Genomic DNA, 14318 nt, shown 5'->3' on the forward strand with positions numbered 1-14318 from the left:
AATTATATCGGCGATTTTTTCAATATATCGACTTACCGACACATAACGACAAAATAAGAGCCCTCTAATCATATAGAGGGCTCTTATTTTATCTAGCTGCAGCGGCTAGAATAATCGGTGGCTTCGCTTCTTCCTTCGAGGCAAAAAGCGCCTCTACGTCTGAAGCTCCATCCCCCTCACATTCTGAGCGAGCCGCTTCCGCTTTTATTTTATCCAGTTACGTCTCCTAACCCCTTGCGTCTAAGAACATTCCCTGTCAAAAGGTAAAAAGCACCTTTTGCAAGAAAGAACCTTAGTCACCGGGTCTAAACAGTCGGCTTTACTTTTATTTCACCCAACCGAGCAGCATTTCCCGCACGAATTTGCTTGCTGCAACTGGTGTTTGATCACTATGGTCGTAGACAGGAGCTACTTCTACTAAGTCTGCTCCAACTACATTTATATTTGAATTTGCAATTGCCACGATGGAATCTAATAATTCTTTAGATGTGATACCTCCAGCTTCTAACGTTCCTGTTCCAGGAGCGTGAGCTGGGTCTAATACGTCAATGTCAATTGTGACATAAACTGGGCGTCCTGCCAGTTTCGGTAATACTTCTTTTAACGGTTCTAATACGTCAAATTTATATAAGTTCATACCTACTTCTTTTGCCCATTCGAATTCTTCCTTCATTCCAGAACGAATACCGAAAGAATATACGTTTTCCGGACCAATTAAATCGCACACCTTACGAATAGGTGTAGAGTGGGATAAAGGCTCCCCTTCATACGACTCACGTAAATCAGTATGAGCATCCATATGGATGATTGCTAAATCCGGATATTTTTTTGCCATTGCCTTAAAAATTGGCCAAGACACTAGGTGCTCACCACCGAGACCTAGTGGAAACTTATCGGCATCTAAAAGTTTTGATACATACTCTTCAATCATGTCTAAACTGCGTTGTGCGTTTCCGAATGGTAATGGGATATCACCCGCATCAAAATATTTTACCTCTTCTAGTTCACGATCTAAATACGGGCTATATTCTTCAAGACCGATTGATACTTCACGAATACGTGCAGGGCCAAAGCGAGATCCCGGACGGTAACTTACTGTCCAATCCATAGGCATCCCGTAAATAACTACCTTTGACTCTTCAAAACTTGGATGACTTTTAATAAATACTTTACCTGAATAAGCTTCATCAAAACGCATATTCTTTTCCTCCTTATGTGGAACTTAAGGTATCCCAACCTTTCATTATTTCTCAAATTTGGAGCGCATTGCTCCTCTTTCTCGATTTACCGGGTCTTCTGTTTCATAACAAGAAGACGATTTTCTTTACAGGAGTGTAAGTAGCTAGCATGTTCAAGTCTTCTGGACAAACACCTTAAATGAGCTACTCACACTTTATTTGTTCAAACGCGATTTTCTTACTTAATTAAATCGCCAACAAATTTTGGTAATGCGAACGCTGCGTTGTGTAATTCTTTTGTGTAGTATTTCGTTTCGATTTCGTGGAAACGCTCTTCACTTACTTGTAATGGATCATGTTTTTTAGATCCAATTGTGAACGTCCAAAGACCACTTGGGTAAGTTGGAATGTTCGCTGTGTATAAACGAGTAATAGGGAAGATCTCTTTTACGTCTTTAAACACAGTTGTAATTAATTCTGGTGTAAACCAAGGGTTGTCCGTTTGTGCAACGAAAATACCGTCTTCTTTTAACGCTTTAGAGATTCCAGCGTAGAAACCTTTCGTAAATAAGTTTACTGCTGGTCCTACTGGCTCAGTAGAATCTACCATAATTACGTCATATTCATTTTCGCTCTCTGCGATGTGTAGGAAGCCATCTCCTACTTTTACTTCTACACGCTCATTATCTAATGCGCCTGCAATTGATGGTAAGTATTGTTTAGAGTACTCAATTACCTTTCCATCGATTTCAACAAGAGTTGCTTTCTTTACACTTGGGTGTTTTAATACTTCACGAATAACACCGCCATCACCGCCGCCAACAACTAATACGTTTTCAGGGTTTGGATGTGTAAATAAAGGTACGTGCGCTACCATTTCATGATAAACGAACTCATCTTTTTCTGTTGTCATAACCATGCCATCTAAAATAAGCATGTTTCCGAACTCTTCCGTTTCAACCATATCTAATTTTTGGAATTCTGTTTGCTCCGTATGTAATGTGCGGTTAATACGCGCCGTAATCCCAAAATGTTTTGTTTGTTTTTCAGTGAACCATAGTTCCATCGTACAATCACGCCTTTCAATGCAAATTTATAATAGGGACATCATTAATGTCCCCTAACAAAAATAAAACAAAACATCCAAAAAGTATAGTTAAAAGTAAAAAAATAGCGAAAATATATTTTAGTCAGAGGGCTACAATATCTATGCATAAAAAAAGCCCTTTCTTAAGAAAGGGCTTTTTTCTCTACTTCTACCGGTTTTCGAATCGGAATTAAAAGCATTACGCAACCAACTAATACAACAATTCCACCGACTAAAAACGGACTTTGCGGTGAAACAGTATGACCGATGACCCCTGATAAGATTGGCGCAATTGCACCACCTAACCAACGAACGAAGTTATAAACACCTGATGTAACAGATCTTTCATAAGGTGAAATATCCATTACATAACTTGTAAATAATGCATTATTTAATCCAGATGCTAATCCTGATAGAACAATTAATACAATTTGTAACCACATAATTTTTACAAAGAATAGCGCAATTAAGAAAAGCGCAAATACGAGTAAACTTCCTTTCAACAATGTTTTCGGCTCATATTTACCTTCTAGCTTATGGGCTAAAATTGCAGAACCGTAAGCTAACGCTAATCCCCATCCGCAAAACACAAACCCTAATTGAATAGCAGATAAATGCATAATAAGTGGTGAATATGCTAACACAACGAAAAATCCGTAGTAGTATAACATTCCTGAAATCGCACCTTGCATAAACGGTTTATACTTAACTAAGTTAAGTAATTCTCCTACGCCTGCCGCTTTACGCTTCACTTTTCGCTCCGGTTCTTTTACAAAAAAGAAAACTAAAATAAATGCTAAGAAGATTAAAATACTCGTCGCAAAAAATGGGTAGCGCCAAGAATGTCCACCTAATATCCCGCCTAATAACGGTCCGCCTGCCATCCCTAAACCGATAGCTGCTTCATACAATCCTACTGCTTCATGAACTTCTTTACTTAATGCAATCAATAATGTCATCGCCGTTGCGAAGAACATCGCATTTCCTAATCCCCATCCTGCGCGGAAAAGAGATAATTGAGCAATCGTTTGCGATATACCGCATATAAACGCAAATATAGTCACGATCGCAAGACCAATCGTCATCATTCGTTTATCACCAAATCTCGATGCGAATATTCCAGCTGGTAACATCATAATTGCCATCGTTAAAATATATGCCGTAAATAACATCTCTACTTGCCAATGCGATGCACCAATTTGTTCAGCAATGCTTGGTAAAATTGGGTCGACTACCCCTATACCCGAAAAGGCAAGGAAGGTAGCCACCACTGTAATCAATCTCCCTAATTTTTGTTTGCTCTCCATTTTGATCATTCTCCTTTTGTGCTCTCTAAAAATGTCACTGCACGATGTAAGCTATCTTCAAGCTCTGCCTTTACACGCTGCATTTGCTCCATTTTCTCGTCTAACGTTTGCACTTGTTGTTCAAGCATCTCTTTAATTTCTTGAATCACTTCACGGTCACGAGGATTTTCACTACTTCTTCTTTGCTCCATTCTTTCTTTTAGCGATAAAAAATGCTGCATCTCTTGAAGCGTAATTCCTAACACTTCTTTCGCTTCCACAATTTTTTTAATTCTGGCGATATCCTCGTCTGTATACAGGCGAATGTTCCCCTCACTACGTTCAGGGGGATGAATTAAACCAATTTCCTCATAATAACGAAGTGTACGTTTTGTCAAACCAACTTGCTTTGTTACTTCATCAATTTTATACATGTTTATTCCTCCCTTCACTTGATTATTACATTTTACGTTAACGTTAACTTTTGTGCAACTGTTAGACTTTTGTAAATGTTTGTCATATTCAATTGTATTTTCCCTAAAGCAGTTTCATAATGAAAGAAAAGAGATAATAAGGAGAATTTCACATGAGTAAACCACTTATTTTCGCTCACCGCGGAGTAAAAGGAACACATCCCGAAAATACGATGATTGCCTTCCAAGAAGCAGAACGCATTGGCGCTCACGGAATTGAACTCGATGTCCACTTATCAAAAGATGGTGAACTTGTCGTAATTCACGATGAAACCGTCGATCGTACAACAAATGGCGTTGGACTTGTTTCGGAAAAAACGGTAGAGGAACTACAATCATTGGACGCTGGTAGCTATAAAGACCCTTCTTTCCATGAAGCAAAAATCCCAACGTTGCGTGAGGTTTTCATTTGGCTTTCTACAACGAACTTACAACTAAATATTGAATTAAAGACAGATGTTATTCATTACCCAAATATTGAGGAAAAAGCTGTTGCACTTGTGCGTGAATATCATCTTTCTAATCAAATTGTATTTTCATCATTTAACCATGACTCTGTTTCATTATTAGCAGAAATTGCTCCTGAAATCCCAAGAGCAATTTTATATGATACACCACTTGCTGATCCAATTGCCGAAGCAAAACATAGAGAAGCAAATGGATTACATCCAAACTTCCAGTTATTAACGAAAGAATTTGTGCAGTTAGCACAAGAGCAAGGGTATGTTTTCCGTCCGTATACAATTAATGAATACAAAGATTTACAAACTATGATTGATTATGGTGTAGATGTCATCATTACTGATTGGCCAGCACGTGCCTTTGAGCTCCTTTCTTAATGGAAGGGGCTTTTTTATTTTCGAAATTTCATTGTTTAAAATAAATGAAAACCCTCAATACTAATACAATAACGCTTGTATTAATGAGGGGCTGAAAAAAGATGGATCAAACTATGAATCCAAAACTTAAAAAATATAAACGTCTTTTCTTCACCGCAATGTTTTCTTGCGTCCTTTTCTTCGTTTTTTCTTTTTTTGTTATTATTATAGTTGCAAAAATTATGGGACCTCCTCCTGTTGCGGTCCCGCAAACAAGCGTCTTTTACGCAAATGATGACACTGTTATAGGACAAAGTAATGAAATGCAAAAACGTTACAATGTATCTCTTAATGAAATTTCACCTTATGTAAAAGAGGCGACACTATCTATTGAAGATCAACGATTCTACAAACATCATGGCTTTGATATGAAACGTATTGCTGGTGCCATTGTTGCCGATTTAAAAGCGATGGCAAAAGTCCAAGGTGCTAGTACGATTACACAACAGTATGCTCGTAACCTTTACTTAGATCATGATAAAACGTGGAAACGTAAACTATTAGAAGCAATGTACACAATTCGCCTTGAGGTGAATTATAATAAAAATCATATTTTAGAAGGATATTTAAATACAATTTATTACGGACATGGCGCTTATGGCATCGAAGCTGCATCCCGTCTATATTTCGATAAAACGGCAAAAGAGTTAACATTAGCAGAAGCTAGTATGCTCGCAGGTATCCCGAAAGGGCCAAGTGTCTATTCTCCCTTTTTGAAAGAGGATCGTGCGAAAGGACGACAAGCTCTCATATTAGATGAAATGGTAGAACAAGGATATATTACGAAGCAACAAGCAGCCTTAGCGAAGAAAGAGCCACTAACTTTTTCCTCATTAGATACGAAAAAAGTAGCAGAGGTCGCACCATATTTCCAAGATGCTGTACAAGCTTCGCTCCTTCGTGATGTTGGATTAGACGAACAAGCTTTACAACGGGGTGGCTTGCGAATTTATACAACGCTAGACCCTAAACTACAAGCTGTAGCAGAACAAGCTGTAAAAGATCACATACCTGACACAACAAACATACAAACTGCTCTCGTCTCTATGAATCCAAAGACAGGTGAAGTGGCTGCTCTTATTGGTGGAACTGATTATACTACGAGTCAATTTAACAGGGCTACACAAGCCATTCGTCAGCCTGGTTCTACATTTAAGCCATTTCTATATTATGCGGCATTAGAACGAGGATTCACGCCTGCTACGCGCTTAAAAAGCGAATATACTGTATTCACCTTAGGTGACGGCGTTTCAAAGTATAAACCGAAGAACTATAAAGATTATTATGCAGATGATTTCGTAACGATGGCACAAGCTCTCGCAGTCTCTGATAACATTTATGCTGTGAAAACGAATTTGTTTTTAGGCGATGACGCGCTTGCAAAAACAGCGAAACAATTTGGAATTAAAAGTGCATTAAAAGATGTGCCTTCTCTAGCTCTTGGTACATCACCAGTAAAACCAATTGAAATGGTTAACGCTTATAGCATGTTCGCAAATGGTGGAAAAGAAGTAAAACCTACTTTCATTCGCCGCATTATGGATCATGAAGGAAATATATTATACGATGCTCATTTAGAGAGTAAACAAGTTCTCGACAAGAGCAAAGCGTTTGTAATGGAAGAAATGATGACCGGTATGTTTAATAAGAAACTAAGCAGCTATGCTGCTGTAACTGGTCAATCGATGTTATCCAAACTATCAAGAACATATGCCGGCAAATCTGGTTCTACTGAAACGGATAGTTGGATGATCGGATTTACTCCGCAAATCGTAACTGGTGTGTGGGTCGGATATGATCAACCTAAATCTATTTCAAACGTAGCAGAACAAGGATATGCGAAGAAAATATGGACTGATACGATGGAGAAAGGGTTAGATGGACAACCAAAAAAAGAATTTAAACAACCAGGTGACGTCGTAGCGGTTAATATCAATCCAGAGAACGGTAAAATTGCTACAAAAAATTGTCCTATTTCTGTGAAAATGTATTTCGCTAAAGGTACCGAACCGACTGAATATTGTATGGATCACGTCGATGATAAAGAAGAATTTGAAAAAACGACTGAAGAAAAGAAAAAAACAAGTTGGTGGAAAAAATATCTTCCTTGGTAAAAAAAATAGCTGACGGGCATCCGTCAGCTATTTTTTATTCACTTAATAATGCACGGCGCAATTCTTCACTAGATTCGTTCCAAATCGCTTCATTATGTTCTTTCAAGAACGTACCAAGTACCTTTTTAGATGATTCATCCATATGGTCAACCATAATGTGACGCTTCAATGATTTATCCATTTTATTTACGTGCTCTGGAAGTGATTTATATCCGCGGCGAATTTCACGGTCTACTGTCATTTCACAAGCTGTTACACCTGCATAATACGCACCTGTCGCAGTTCTTTCAATCGTTACCCAAACAAGCCAAAATGGTTTTCCGTTTGGAACTTCATCTTTATTTGTTAAAAACTTAATACCTTTTTCTACTGTACTACGCGCGTGCATCGCACCAATATCAACGAATGCAGTTTTCTCTAGTACATCAACAAATACAGGTGAAATGTTTTCTAAGCTTAATGCCCCAACACCAAATCCACCATGTCCATCTGTTGAATCATTTTTCACGATATTAAAACCGATTTTTTTCTTTTTCTCTGTCATATGTAAAATCCTCCTCACTTAAAAATTATAAAAGGCCAAAAATAGGCGCAATGATGCTATCTAAAAATACAAATACATGCGGAATAACTACCTGGAAAATAGGTTGAATTGTGTAATTACTAAGCGGTGTAATAACGAGAATTAATAACGCAATTGCCCCGTATTTTTCATATTGTGTCATTTTCGCGCGAATATTTGCTGGCGCTAAATCTTCTACTACACGATACCCATCAAGTGGCGGGATCGGTAATAAGTTAAATACAAGTAAAACGATATTCAGCATAATAAAAATCTGGAAAAATTGAGCTAACGTATCTGCTACTGCAGATGGAATTGAGTATAATACACCAAATTTTAATAAGCTATACCAAATAATTAAACCAATTGCGCTTAAAATTAAGTTACTAATCGGCCCCGCAATTGAAACTAATATACCTGCAAGACGCGGTCTTTTAAAGTTATATGGGTTAACAGGAACCGGTCTTGCCCAACCGAATCCAAGAATTAATACTGCAATCAAACCTATAGGATCTAAGTGTGCCATCGGTGATAAAGTCAAACGACCTTGTCTCTTTGCTGTATCGTCTCCAAATTTATATGCTACATATGCATGTGCAAATTCATGAACTGATAATGCGATAATAATGGCCATTGCTACCAAAGGAATTTGGTGCAACGGGTATCTAAATAACTGATCCATGCTTCATCTCCTCTTCCATATGTCAAAAAAAGAAATTATTTGTTTTTTCGATTGTTCTTCCCCATAATCCGCTATAATAAGAGTGTAACTTACATAAAAGGAGCGATTGTACATGCCATACGTAACAGTGAAAATGCTAGAAGGACGCACAGAAGAACAAAAGAAAGCTCTTGCTGAGAAAGTAACAGCAGCAGTAAGCGAAACAACTGGTGCTCCTGAAGAAAACATCGTTGTTTTCATCGAAGAAATGTCTAAAAACCATTATGCAGTTGGCGGAAAACGCTTAAGCGACAAATAATTTCAAGTTTTTTCATAAGAAGCAGCCATTAGCTGCTTCTTATTTCTTTCCTTCTAACAACTCAATAATTCTCTCTTTATATTTTCCTTTTCTTCCATCTTCATAGATTAAATCATGCGGATAGAATAGCTTTTGATCCGTTCTTTTCTTACCTGTAATCGCCTCAACAATATCCGACTCACGTGAAAGCTCTCTAAGCTCTCCGTTTGGCATAAGAAGTAGGATTGGTAGACGCTCTTCTTCTTCTCCTGCACGATAAAAGTCATACGGTAAGTCTGATGTTGAATCAACTACTAAATAATACTCCGGATCAAGTCCAATCTTTTTAAATAAACTACTTAATTCCATCCAATTATCTAAACCGTGTTTATCTGTAAACTCTACATATTTAAATAGATTTCGATTCATAAAACGGCGGCATAAATCGCTTAAAATTGAATCTTCTTCTTCCTGCCATACTTGGAAGTAGTAATACATAACGTTCTCGTCTAACTTTAAATAATCCTCTACTGTTACTTCTTCTTCAAATAAAGAATAGAAATGAACAGGATGATTTTTAAATGTATAATACTTCTCGTGCAGTGATTTCGCACGGTGTAAAATCTTCGTTAAAATAACTTCTGCACTTCGCGTTACCGGGTGGAAATATACTTGCCAATACATTTGATAACGACTCATAATGTAATGCTCAACAGCATGCATACCACTATTTTTAATGACTACTTGATTCCCATACGGACGCATTACACGCAGTATACGTTCCATATCGAAGTTTCCGTACTTTACGCCTGTAAAATAAGCATCTCTTAATAAATAATCCATACGATCCGCATCAATTTGGCTCGAAATCATACTAATCGCTAATTTATTAGTAGATGTTTTTGCAATTACATCTGCTACCTTTTGTGGAAACTCCTTATCAACACGACTTAATACATCATTAATCTCCGTATCGCCTACGATAATCTTTTGCGTAAATTTCTCATGATCTAATGAAAATACTTTTTCAAACGAGTGAGAAAATGGGCCGTGACCGACATCATGAAGTAATGCCGCACATAAACATAACAATCTATCTTCAGCATTCCAATTTGGTCTGCCATCAAACACATCATCAATCATACGACGAATAATTTCGTATACACCTAACGAATGAGTAAAGCGACTATGCTCTGCACCGTGAAATGTAAAAAATGTCGTTCCAAGCTGCTTAATACGGCGCAAGCGTTGAAATTCTTTCGTTCCGATTAAATCCCAAATAACACGATCACGCACGTGCACATATTTATGTACTGGGTCTTTAAACACTTTTGTTTCGCTGAGTTTGTCGTTTAAATATACCACTTTCCGACATCCCCCTTTCTTTACTACATTCTTACTTTATATTATAAACGAAATGAGAAACAGAAAGAAATGAAAGACTGTATTAATTCCCTTTATAAAAAGAAAAAATCACCTTTACCGAAGTAAAAGTGATTTCCTTTATACATTATTTACCTAAAACGAATTCAGCAACTTCGTCTAAGATCATATCTTTCCCTAGTGGGAAGTAACCTTTGTTTAAGTCTTCATTTTTAATTGTAAATACGTGGTTATTTTTAACAGCGTTCATGTTTTTCCAAATTGATTCTTCTTGGAATTCTTTTAAGCGCTGAGAACCGTCACCAGTTGTAAATACGAATAAGTAATCTGGGTTGTAATCGATTAAAGCTTCTTTTTGTACTTGTACTAACGGTTTATCAGTTGGTGTACCTTTAACTGCTGGTAGTTTTAAATCATTAAAGATTACGCTACCGTAACCGTAATCACCATATATGCGGAAAGCATTTGGATATGCAGCCATTTTCATAAATGTTGCTTCACCAGTTTTAGCGACGATTTTGTCATGTAATTTGCTTGCTTTTTCATCATACTTTTTGAACCATTCTTTTGTTTCTTTTTCTTTACCGAAGATTTGACCTACTTCTTCGAATTTTGGACGCCATTGATCTAATGGAGTGTTTAACATAACTGTTGGTGCAATTTTAGATAATTGATCATAAATCTTTTCTTGACGATTATTTACAAGAATTAAATCTGGTTTTGCAGCAGCTACTGCTTCAATGTTAATTTTATCGCCCCAAGCAGAACCAACTGGTTTAACGTCTTTTAGTTTCTTTTCAATATGTGCATCAATTTTTTCTTGAGATGTATTAGCAGTAATAACCGGTTTCATACCGAAAATTAGTAATTCTTCCGTTGAACCACTAAGGTCAGCAATTTTCTTTGGGTTTGCAGGAATTTTAATTTCCCCTTTTGCATGTTTTACAGTGCGCTCTTCAGTCTTTGCATCTGCTTTCTTTTCTTCTTCTTTGTTAGAACAAGCTGCAAATAGTACAGAAGTCACAACTAGTACCATTGCTAATAGTGCCATTTTAAAATTCTTCATGTTCCCACTCCTTCTAGCTGTATTTATCTTATAAGTTACAATGAACTATAAGAAACAAATATAACAATTAATTAATATATATTTATTAATTGTTGTTAACAACCCATTCTAACGGGCGTTCAACTTCCCATTCATATATAAGAAGCTCAACGTCCATTAGAAGCCCCCCTCTTTACGAGGGGGTTCTACTTATGCTTTTTTACGCAATTGATTACTAATCATCGCTAAATCATATGTTAAACAAATTGGCTTACAGTTTACTGGACATGGAACGATTTGAGCTTCAATCTCAAATACGTTACGAAGTGTTTCACTTGTCATAACTTCATCTGGCGTTCCTTGTTTCATTAACTTACCTGCTTTTAATGCAATCATATGATCAGAGAAACGAGAAGCGTGGTTTAAGTCATGGATAACCATAACAATCGTTCTACCTTCTTCTTCATTTAACTTTTTCAATAAGTTTAATACTTCTAATTGATGAGCCATATCTAAGTACGTTGTTGGTTCATCCAATACAAGTAATTCTGTTCCTTGTGCAAGAGCCATTGCAATCCAAACACGTTGACGTTGACCACCTGATAGCGCTTCTGCTGGACGATTCGCAAATTCTTTCATTCCTGTCACTTCAAGTGCCCAGTTAATGTAGCGATAATCCTCTTCTTTCAACGTGCCAAACCCTTTTTGATGAGGGAATCTTCCATATGACACAAGCTCAAATACAGTAAGACCCGTTGGCACTTCTGCAGTTTGTGGTAAAATCGCCATTTTCTTTGCAATTTCTTTCGTTGGCTGTTTCTCAATTGCTTTTCCGTCAAGATAAACAGTACCTTGCTTTGCCTTCAAAATACGAGACGCCGTTTTTAATAATGTGGACTTCCCACAACCATTTGGTCCAATAATTGTTGTAATTTTCCCTTCCGGAATTTCAACTGTTAAACCATCAATAATTAAACCTTCATTATAGCCAACAGATACCGCATCCACCGCTAAAGTTGCCATACGAAAAGCCTCCCTTTATTTTGTCCTCATAAGTAAATAAATGAAATATGGTGCACCAATTACAGAAATAACAAGACCGACTGGTATTTCTGAAGTTGTTAATACACTTCTTGAAATTACGTCTGCGAATAAAAGTAAAAACGTTCCTATTAGCGCTGCTGTGGGCAACATAATTTGATGTTTACCACCAACAAGGCGCCTTGCTAAATGCGGGGCCATTAAACCAATAAAGCCAATTCCACCGGCAACAGCAACAGATGCACCTGCTAAACAAACTGCAATAAATAATAATTTACGTCTTTCTTTTTCTACGTTTACACCAAGGCCAACTGCTGTAGAATCGCCTAGGTTCATTACATTTAATATGTGTGCTTTACTTATAGCAAGCGGTAAGAAAATAACCATCCATGGAAGTACACTTAATACGAATTTCCAATCTGTACCCCATAGACTTCCCGCCAGCCAAATCGTAGCAAAACGAAAATCGTTAGATGTCATCTTCATAGAGAAAATTAAACTAACAGCTCCAAATCCAGCTGCAACGGCAATACCGACAAGTATTAATCGAGTCGATGAAACGCCGTCTTTCCATGCTAGTAAATAAATAATTACCGCTGCTAATATCGCTCCAACTAGTGCGAAGAATGGAAGAATGAATACAGATAAAAATGTACCAGTCCCTACTTTCCCGAAGAAGAAGTAGACGAATATAACAACTGTTAATCCCGCTCCAGCATTAATACCTATAATACCTGGATCAGCAAGCGGATTTCGTGATAAACCTTGCAAAATCGCACCTGACATAGCTAAAGCAGATCCGACTAGTATAGCAATTACCATACGCGGCATACGGAATTCAAATAAAATAACAGACTGATCTTCAGCCCCTAGTCCAACCAATGACTTTAATACGTCCATTGGCGGGATTTTAAAAGTTCCTGTATTTAAACTAATAAGAAATATAGAAACGATTAGTCCTACTAAAATCGTTAATATAGAAATGTTCTTTTTTGTTAAGACACTCGTCCTCACATCTTTCCTCTCCCTTCATTACGTGCTAAGTAGAGGAAGAATGGAACCCCAATTAGCGCTGTAATTGCTCCAATTGGCGTTTCAAATGGCGGGTTAATAACGCGAGATAACATATCTGCACATTCAATTAACAGCCCGCCTAAGACCGCAGAACATGGAATAACCCATCTATAGTCCGAGCCTACAAGAAAACGAGTCATATGCGGAATTACAAGACCAACAAATCCAACTGATCCTGCCATGGAAACTGCGGAACCCGTTAAAACAAGAACAAGTACTGTTCCGATAAATTTAATTAATGTCGTATTTTGACCAAGTCCAATTGCAATTTCTTCACCGAAGCTCAAAATTGTAATATATCTCGACATCATAATTGCGATAAAAAGACAAACAAGGCCAATTGGCACTAACATATTAATACTTTGCCATTTCACTCCAGCAACCCCGCCTGCATTCCACATGCTTACCTCTTGGGCAAGATTGAAATACAATGCGATTCCAGATGAAATTGCCCCTAATAAAGCACTAATAGCTGCACCTGCTAAAGCTAATTTCACAGGTGTTAATCCACCTGGTGAAGAAGACCCAATTCCATATACAATGCTTGCACCAAACGCAGCTCCAATAAAAGATGCGATAACAAACATTAAATAAGGTGAATTAGGAAAAAATGCATACATAATTGCAATTCCAAATACAGCCCCATCTGTAATCCCCATTAACGATGGTGAAGCAAGTGGATTTCGCGTCATACCTTGCATAATTGCTCCTGATACCGCTAAAAAGGCACCTGCAACTACGCCCCCTATTGCTCTAGGCATGCGAAGCTCTTGAATTACATTATGATGTGTAATAGATCCATCAAACTGAAATACAGCTTGCCATACAGTCTTTAAACTAATATCTGCAGCCCCAAAAGAAATAGAAACTGCCATGCTTAAAGCTAACAAAACTGTACCCGCTACTAAAATAATAGAAGCGATAAGCGGTCTGCTCTTAATCTCTTTAACATTCTCTTCTTGCTGTTCTATACTGCTTGCGCTCGCTTCCATCCCTCAACCATCCTAACTAACAACATATATTTATTGAAATGAAATTTATTCTCAAATAGTAATAAAAAAATTAGGTGAATTGTTATTTTCCTGATAATGATTATCAGAATCAGACACTTCTATTCTACCTATCGCTTTAAAAGACTGTCAACCATTATTTTGAAATATAAATTTATATAAATTGGAATTTTAATACAAAAGTTGTGTCTATCCTTTAGAAAACGTTCGTCCACATAAGAGTACTTT

General features: G+C 37.3%; 14 protein-coding genes. 3 read left to right on the forward strand and 11 right to left on the reverse strand.

The features are described from left to right. Positions 1-325 precede the first annotated feature (325 nt). From speB to HMPREF2590_RS26510, 4 genes are all read right to left on the reverse strand, one after another. Positions 326-1198: an agmatinase gene (gene speB / locus HMPREF2590_RS26495; RefSeq protein ID WP_001209831.1), complete on the reverse strand. Its 873-nt coding sequence runs from the start codon at positions 1196-1198 to the stop codon at positions 326-328. Between the two features lie 218 nt (positions 1199-1416). Continuing rightward, positions 1417-2244: a polyamine aminopropyltransferase gene (speE, locus tag HMPREF2590_RS26500; protein WP_000424698.1), complete on the reverse strand. Its 828-nt coding sequence runs from the start codon at positions 2242-2244 to the stop codon at positions 1417-1419. 164 nt (positions 2245-2408) lie between these two features. Beyond that, complete coding sequence (locus tag HMPREF2590_RS26505) at positions 2409-3572, reverse strand: MFS transporter (protein ID WP_000444244.1); 1164 nt, start codon at positions 3570-3572, stop codon at positions 2409-2411. A gap of 5 nt (positions 3573-3577) precedes the next feature. Further along, positions 3578-3985: a MerR family transcriptional regulator gene (locus HMPREF2590_RS26510; RefSeq protein ID WP_004412988.1), complete on the reverse strand. Its 408-nt coding sequence runs from the start codon at positions 3983-3985 to the stop codon at positions 3578-3580. A 152-nt stretch (positions 3986-4137) separates the two neighbouring features. Between HMPREF2590_RS26510 and HMPREF2590_RS26515 the strand changes: the two genes are divergently transcribed. Then, positions 4138-4863: a glycerophosphodiester phosphodiesterase gene (locus tag HMPREF2590_RS26515; protein ID WP_000042786.1), complete on the forward strand. Its 726-nt coding sequence runs from the start codon at positions 4138-4140 to the stop codon at positions 4861-4863. A gap of 101 nt (positions 4864-4964) precedes the next feature. After that, positions 4965-7016: a transglycosylase domain-containing protein gene (locus HMPREF2590_RS26520; RefSeq protein ID WP_050822183.1), complete on the forward strand. Its 2052-nt coding sequence runs from the start codon at positions 4965-4967 to the stop codon at positions 7014-7016. A gap of 34 nt (positions 7017-7050) precedes the next feature. Here HMPREF2590_RS26520 and HMPREF2590_RS26525 read toward each other — a convergent pair whose 3' ends face one another. Together HMPREF2590_RS26525 and HMPREF2590_RS26530 are read right to left on the reverse strand one after the other, a co-directional pair. Beyond that, positions 7051-7560 (reverse strand): YwhD family protein, encoded by a 510-nt coding sequence (locus tag HMPREF2590_RS26525; protein WP_000136678.1) that lies wholly within the window; start codon positions 7558-7560, stop codon positions 7051-7053. A gap of 25 nt (positions 7561-7585) precedes the next feature. Next, positions 7586-8260 (reverse strand): site-2 protease family protein, encoded by a 675-nt coding sequence (locus tag HMPREF2590_RS26530; protein ID WP_000372451.1) that lies wholly within the window; start codon positions 8258-8260, stop codon positions 7586-7588. 112 nt (positions 8261-8372) lie between these two features. Here HMPREF2590_RS26530 and HMPREF2590_RS26535 point away from each other — a divergent pair, with 112 nt between their 5' ends. Further along, positions 8373-8558 carry a 2-hydroxymuconate tautomerase gene (locus HMPREF2590_RS26535; protein WP_001147171.1) on the forward strand — a complete coding sequence of 62 codons (186 nt, stop codon included), beginning with the start codon at positions 8373-8375 and terminating at the stop codon, positions 8556-8558. Between the two features lie 39 nt (positions 8559-8597). Here the strand turns inward: HMPREF2590_RS26535 and HMPREF2590_RS26540 are convergent, their stop codons facing one another. The 5 genes from HMPREF2590_RS26540 to HMPREF2590_RS26560 form a co-directional block, all read right to left on the reverse strand. After that, positions 8598-9902 (reverse strand): HD domain-containing protein, encoded by a 1305-nt coding sequence (locus HMPREF2590_RS26540; RefSeq protein ID WP_000262731.1) that lies wholly within the window; start codon positions 9900-9902, stop codon positions 8598-8600. A gap of 145 nt (positions 9903-10047) precedes the next feature. Then, the gene (locus tag HMPREF2590_RS26545) at positions 10048-10986 is read right to left on the reverse strand and encodes an ABC transporter substrate-binding protein (RefSeq protein ID WP_047387299.1); all 939 of its coding nucleotides are present in this window, start codon (positions 10984-10986) and stop codon (positions 10048-10050) included. Between the two features lie 189 nt (positions 10987-11175). Continuing rightward, entirely contained in the window at positions 11176-11988 is an 813-nt protein-coding gene (locus tag HMPREF2590_RS26550) for an ABC transporter ATP-binding protein (RefSeq protein WP_000212068.1), read from the reverse strand. A gap of 15 nt (positions 11989-12003) precedes the next feature. Further along, positions 12004-13020: a FecCD family ABC transporter permease gene (locus tag HMPREF2590_RS26555; RefSeq protein ID WP_001260757.1), complete on the reverse strand. Its 1017-nt coding sequence runs from the start codon at positions 13018-13020 to the stop codon at positions 12004-12006. Continuing rightward, on the reverse strand, positions 13017-14072 hold the full coding sequence (locus HMPREF2590_RS26560) for a FecCD family ABC transporter permease (RefSeq protein WP_000388296.1): 1056 nt from the start codon (positions 14070-14072) through the stop codon (positions 13017-13019). Before HMPREF2590_RS26560 ends, HMPREF2590_RS26555 begins: the two co-directional genes overlap by 4 nt. Between the last annotated feature and the right edge of the window lie 246 nt (positions 14073-14318).

This window comes from Bacillus sp. HMSC036E02, from assembly GCF_001836235.1.
Taxonomy (GTDB): Bacteria; Bacillota; Bacilli; order Bacillales; family Bacillaceae_G; genus Bacillus_A; species Bacillus_A cereus.

What these genes read in the sequence shown, in the direction of transcription:
- speB (WP_001209831.1), bottom strand. Translation starts at nt 1,198, where the DNA reads ATGCGTTTTGATGAAGCTTATTCAGGTAAAGTATTTATTAAAAGTCAT.
- speE (WP_000424698.1), bottom strand. Translation starts at nt 2,244, where the DNA reads ATGGAACTATGGTTCACTGAAAAACAAACAAAACATTTTGGGATTACG.
- HMPREF2590_RS26505 (WP_000444244.1), bottom strand. Translation starts at nt 3,572, where the DNA reads ATGGAGAGCAAACAAAAATTAGGGAGATTGATTACAGTGGTGGCTACC.
- HMPREF2590_RS26510 (WP_004412988.1), bottom strand. Translation starts at nt 3,985, where the DNA reads ATGTATAAAATTGATGAAGTAACAAAGCAAGTTGGTTTGACAAAACGT.
- HMPREF2590_RS26515 (WP_000042786.1), top strand. Translation starts at nt 4,138, where the DNA reads ATGAGTAAACCACTTATTTTCGCTCACCGCGGAGTAAAAGGAACACAT.
- HMPREF2590_RS26520 (WP_050822183.1), top strand. Translation starts at nt 4,965, where the DNA reads ATGGATCAAACTATGAATCCAAAACTTAAAAAATATAAACGTCTTTTC.
- HMPREF2590_RS26525 (WP_000136678.1), bottom strand. Translation starts at nt 7,560, where the DNA reads ATGACAGAGAAAAAGAAAAAAATCGGTTTTAATATCGTGAAAAATGAT.
- HMPREF2590_RS26530 (WP_000372451.1), bottom strand. Translation starts at nt 8,260, where the DNA reads ATGGATCAGTTATTTAGATACCCGTTGCACCAAATTCCTTTGGTAGCA.
- HMPREF2590_RS26535 (WP_001147171.1), top strand. Translation starts at nt 8,373, where the DNA reads ATGCCATACGTAACAGTGAAAATGCTAGAAGGACGCACAGAAGAACAA.
- HMPREF2590_RS26545 (WP_047387299.1), bottom strand. Translation starts at nt 10,986, where the DNA reads ATGAAGAATTTTAAAATGGCACTATTAGCAATGGTACTAGTTGTGACT.
- HMPREF2590_RS26550 (WP_000212068.1), bottom strand. Translation starts at nt 11,988, where the DNA reads ATGGCAACTTTAGCGGTGGATGCGGTATCTGTTGGCTATAATGAAGGT.
- HMPREF2590_RS26560 (WP_000388296.1), bottom strand. Translation starts at nt 14,072, where the DNA reads ATGGAAGCGAGCGCAAGCAGTATAGAACAGCAAGAAGAGAATGTTAAA.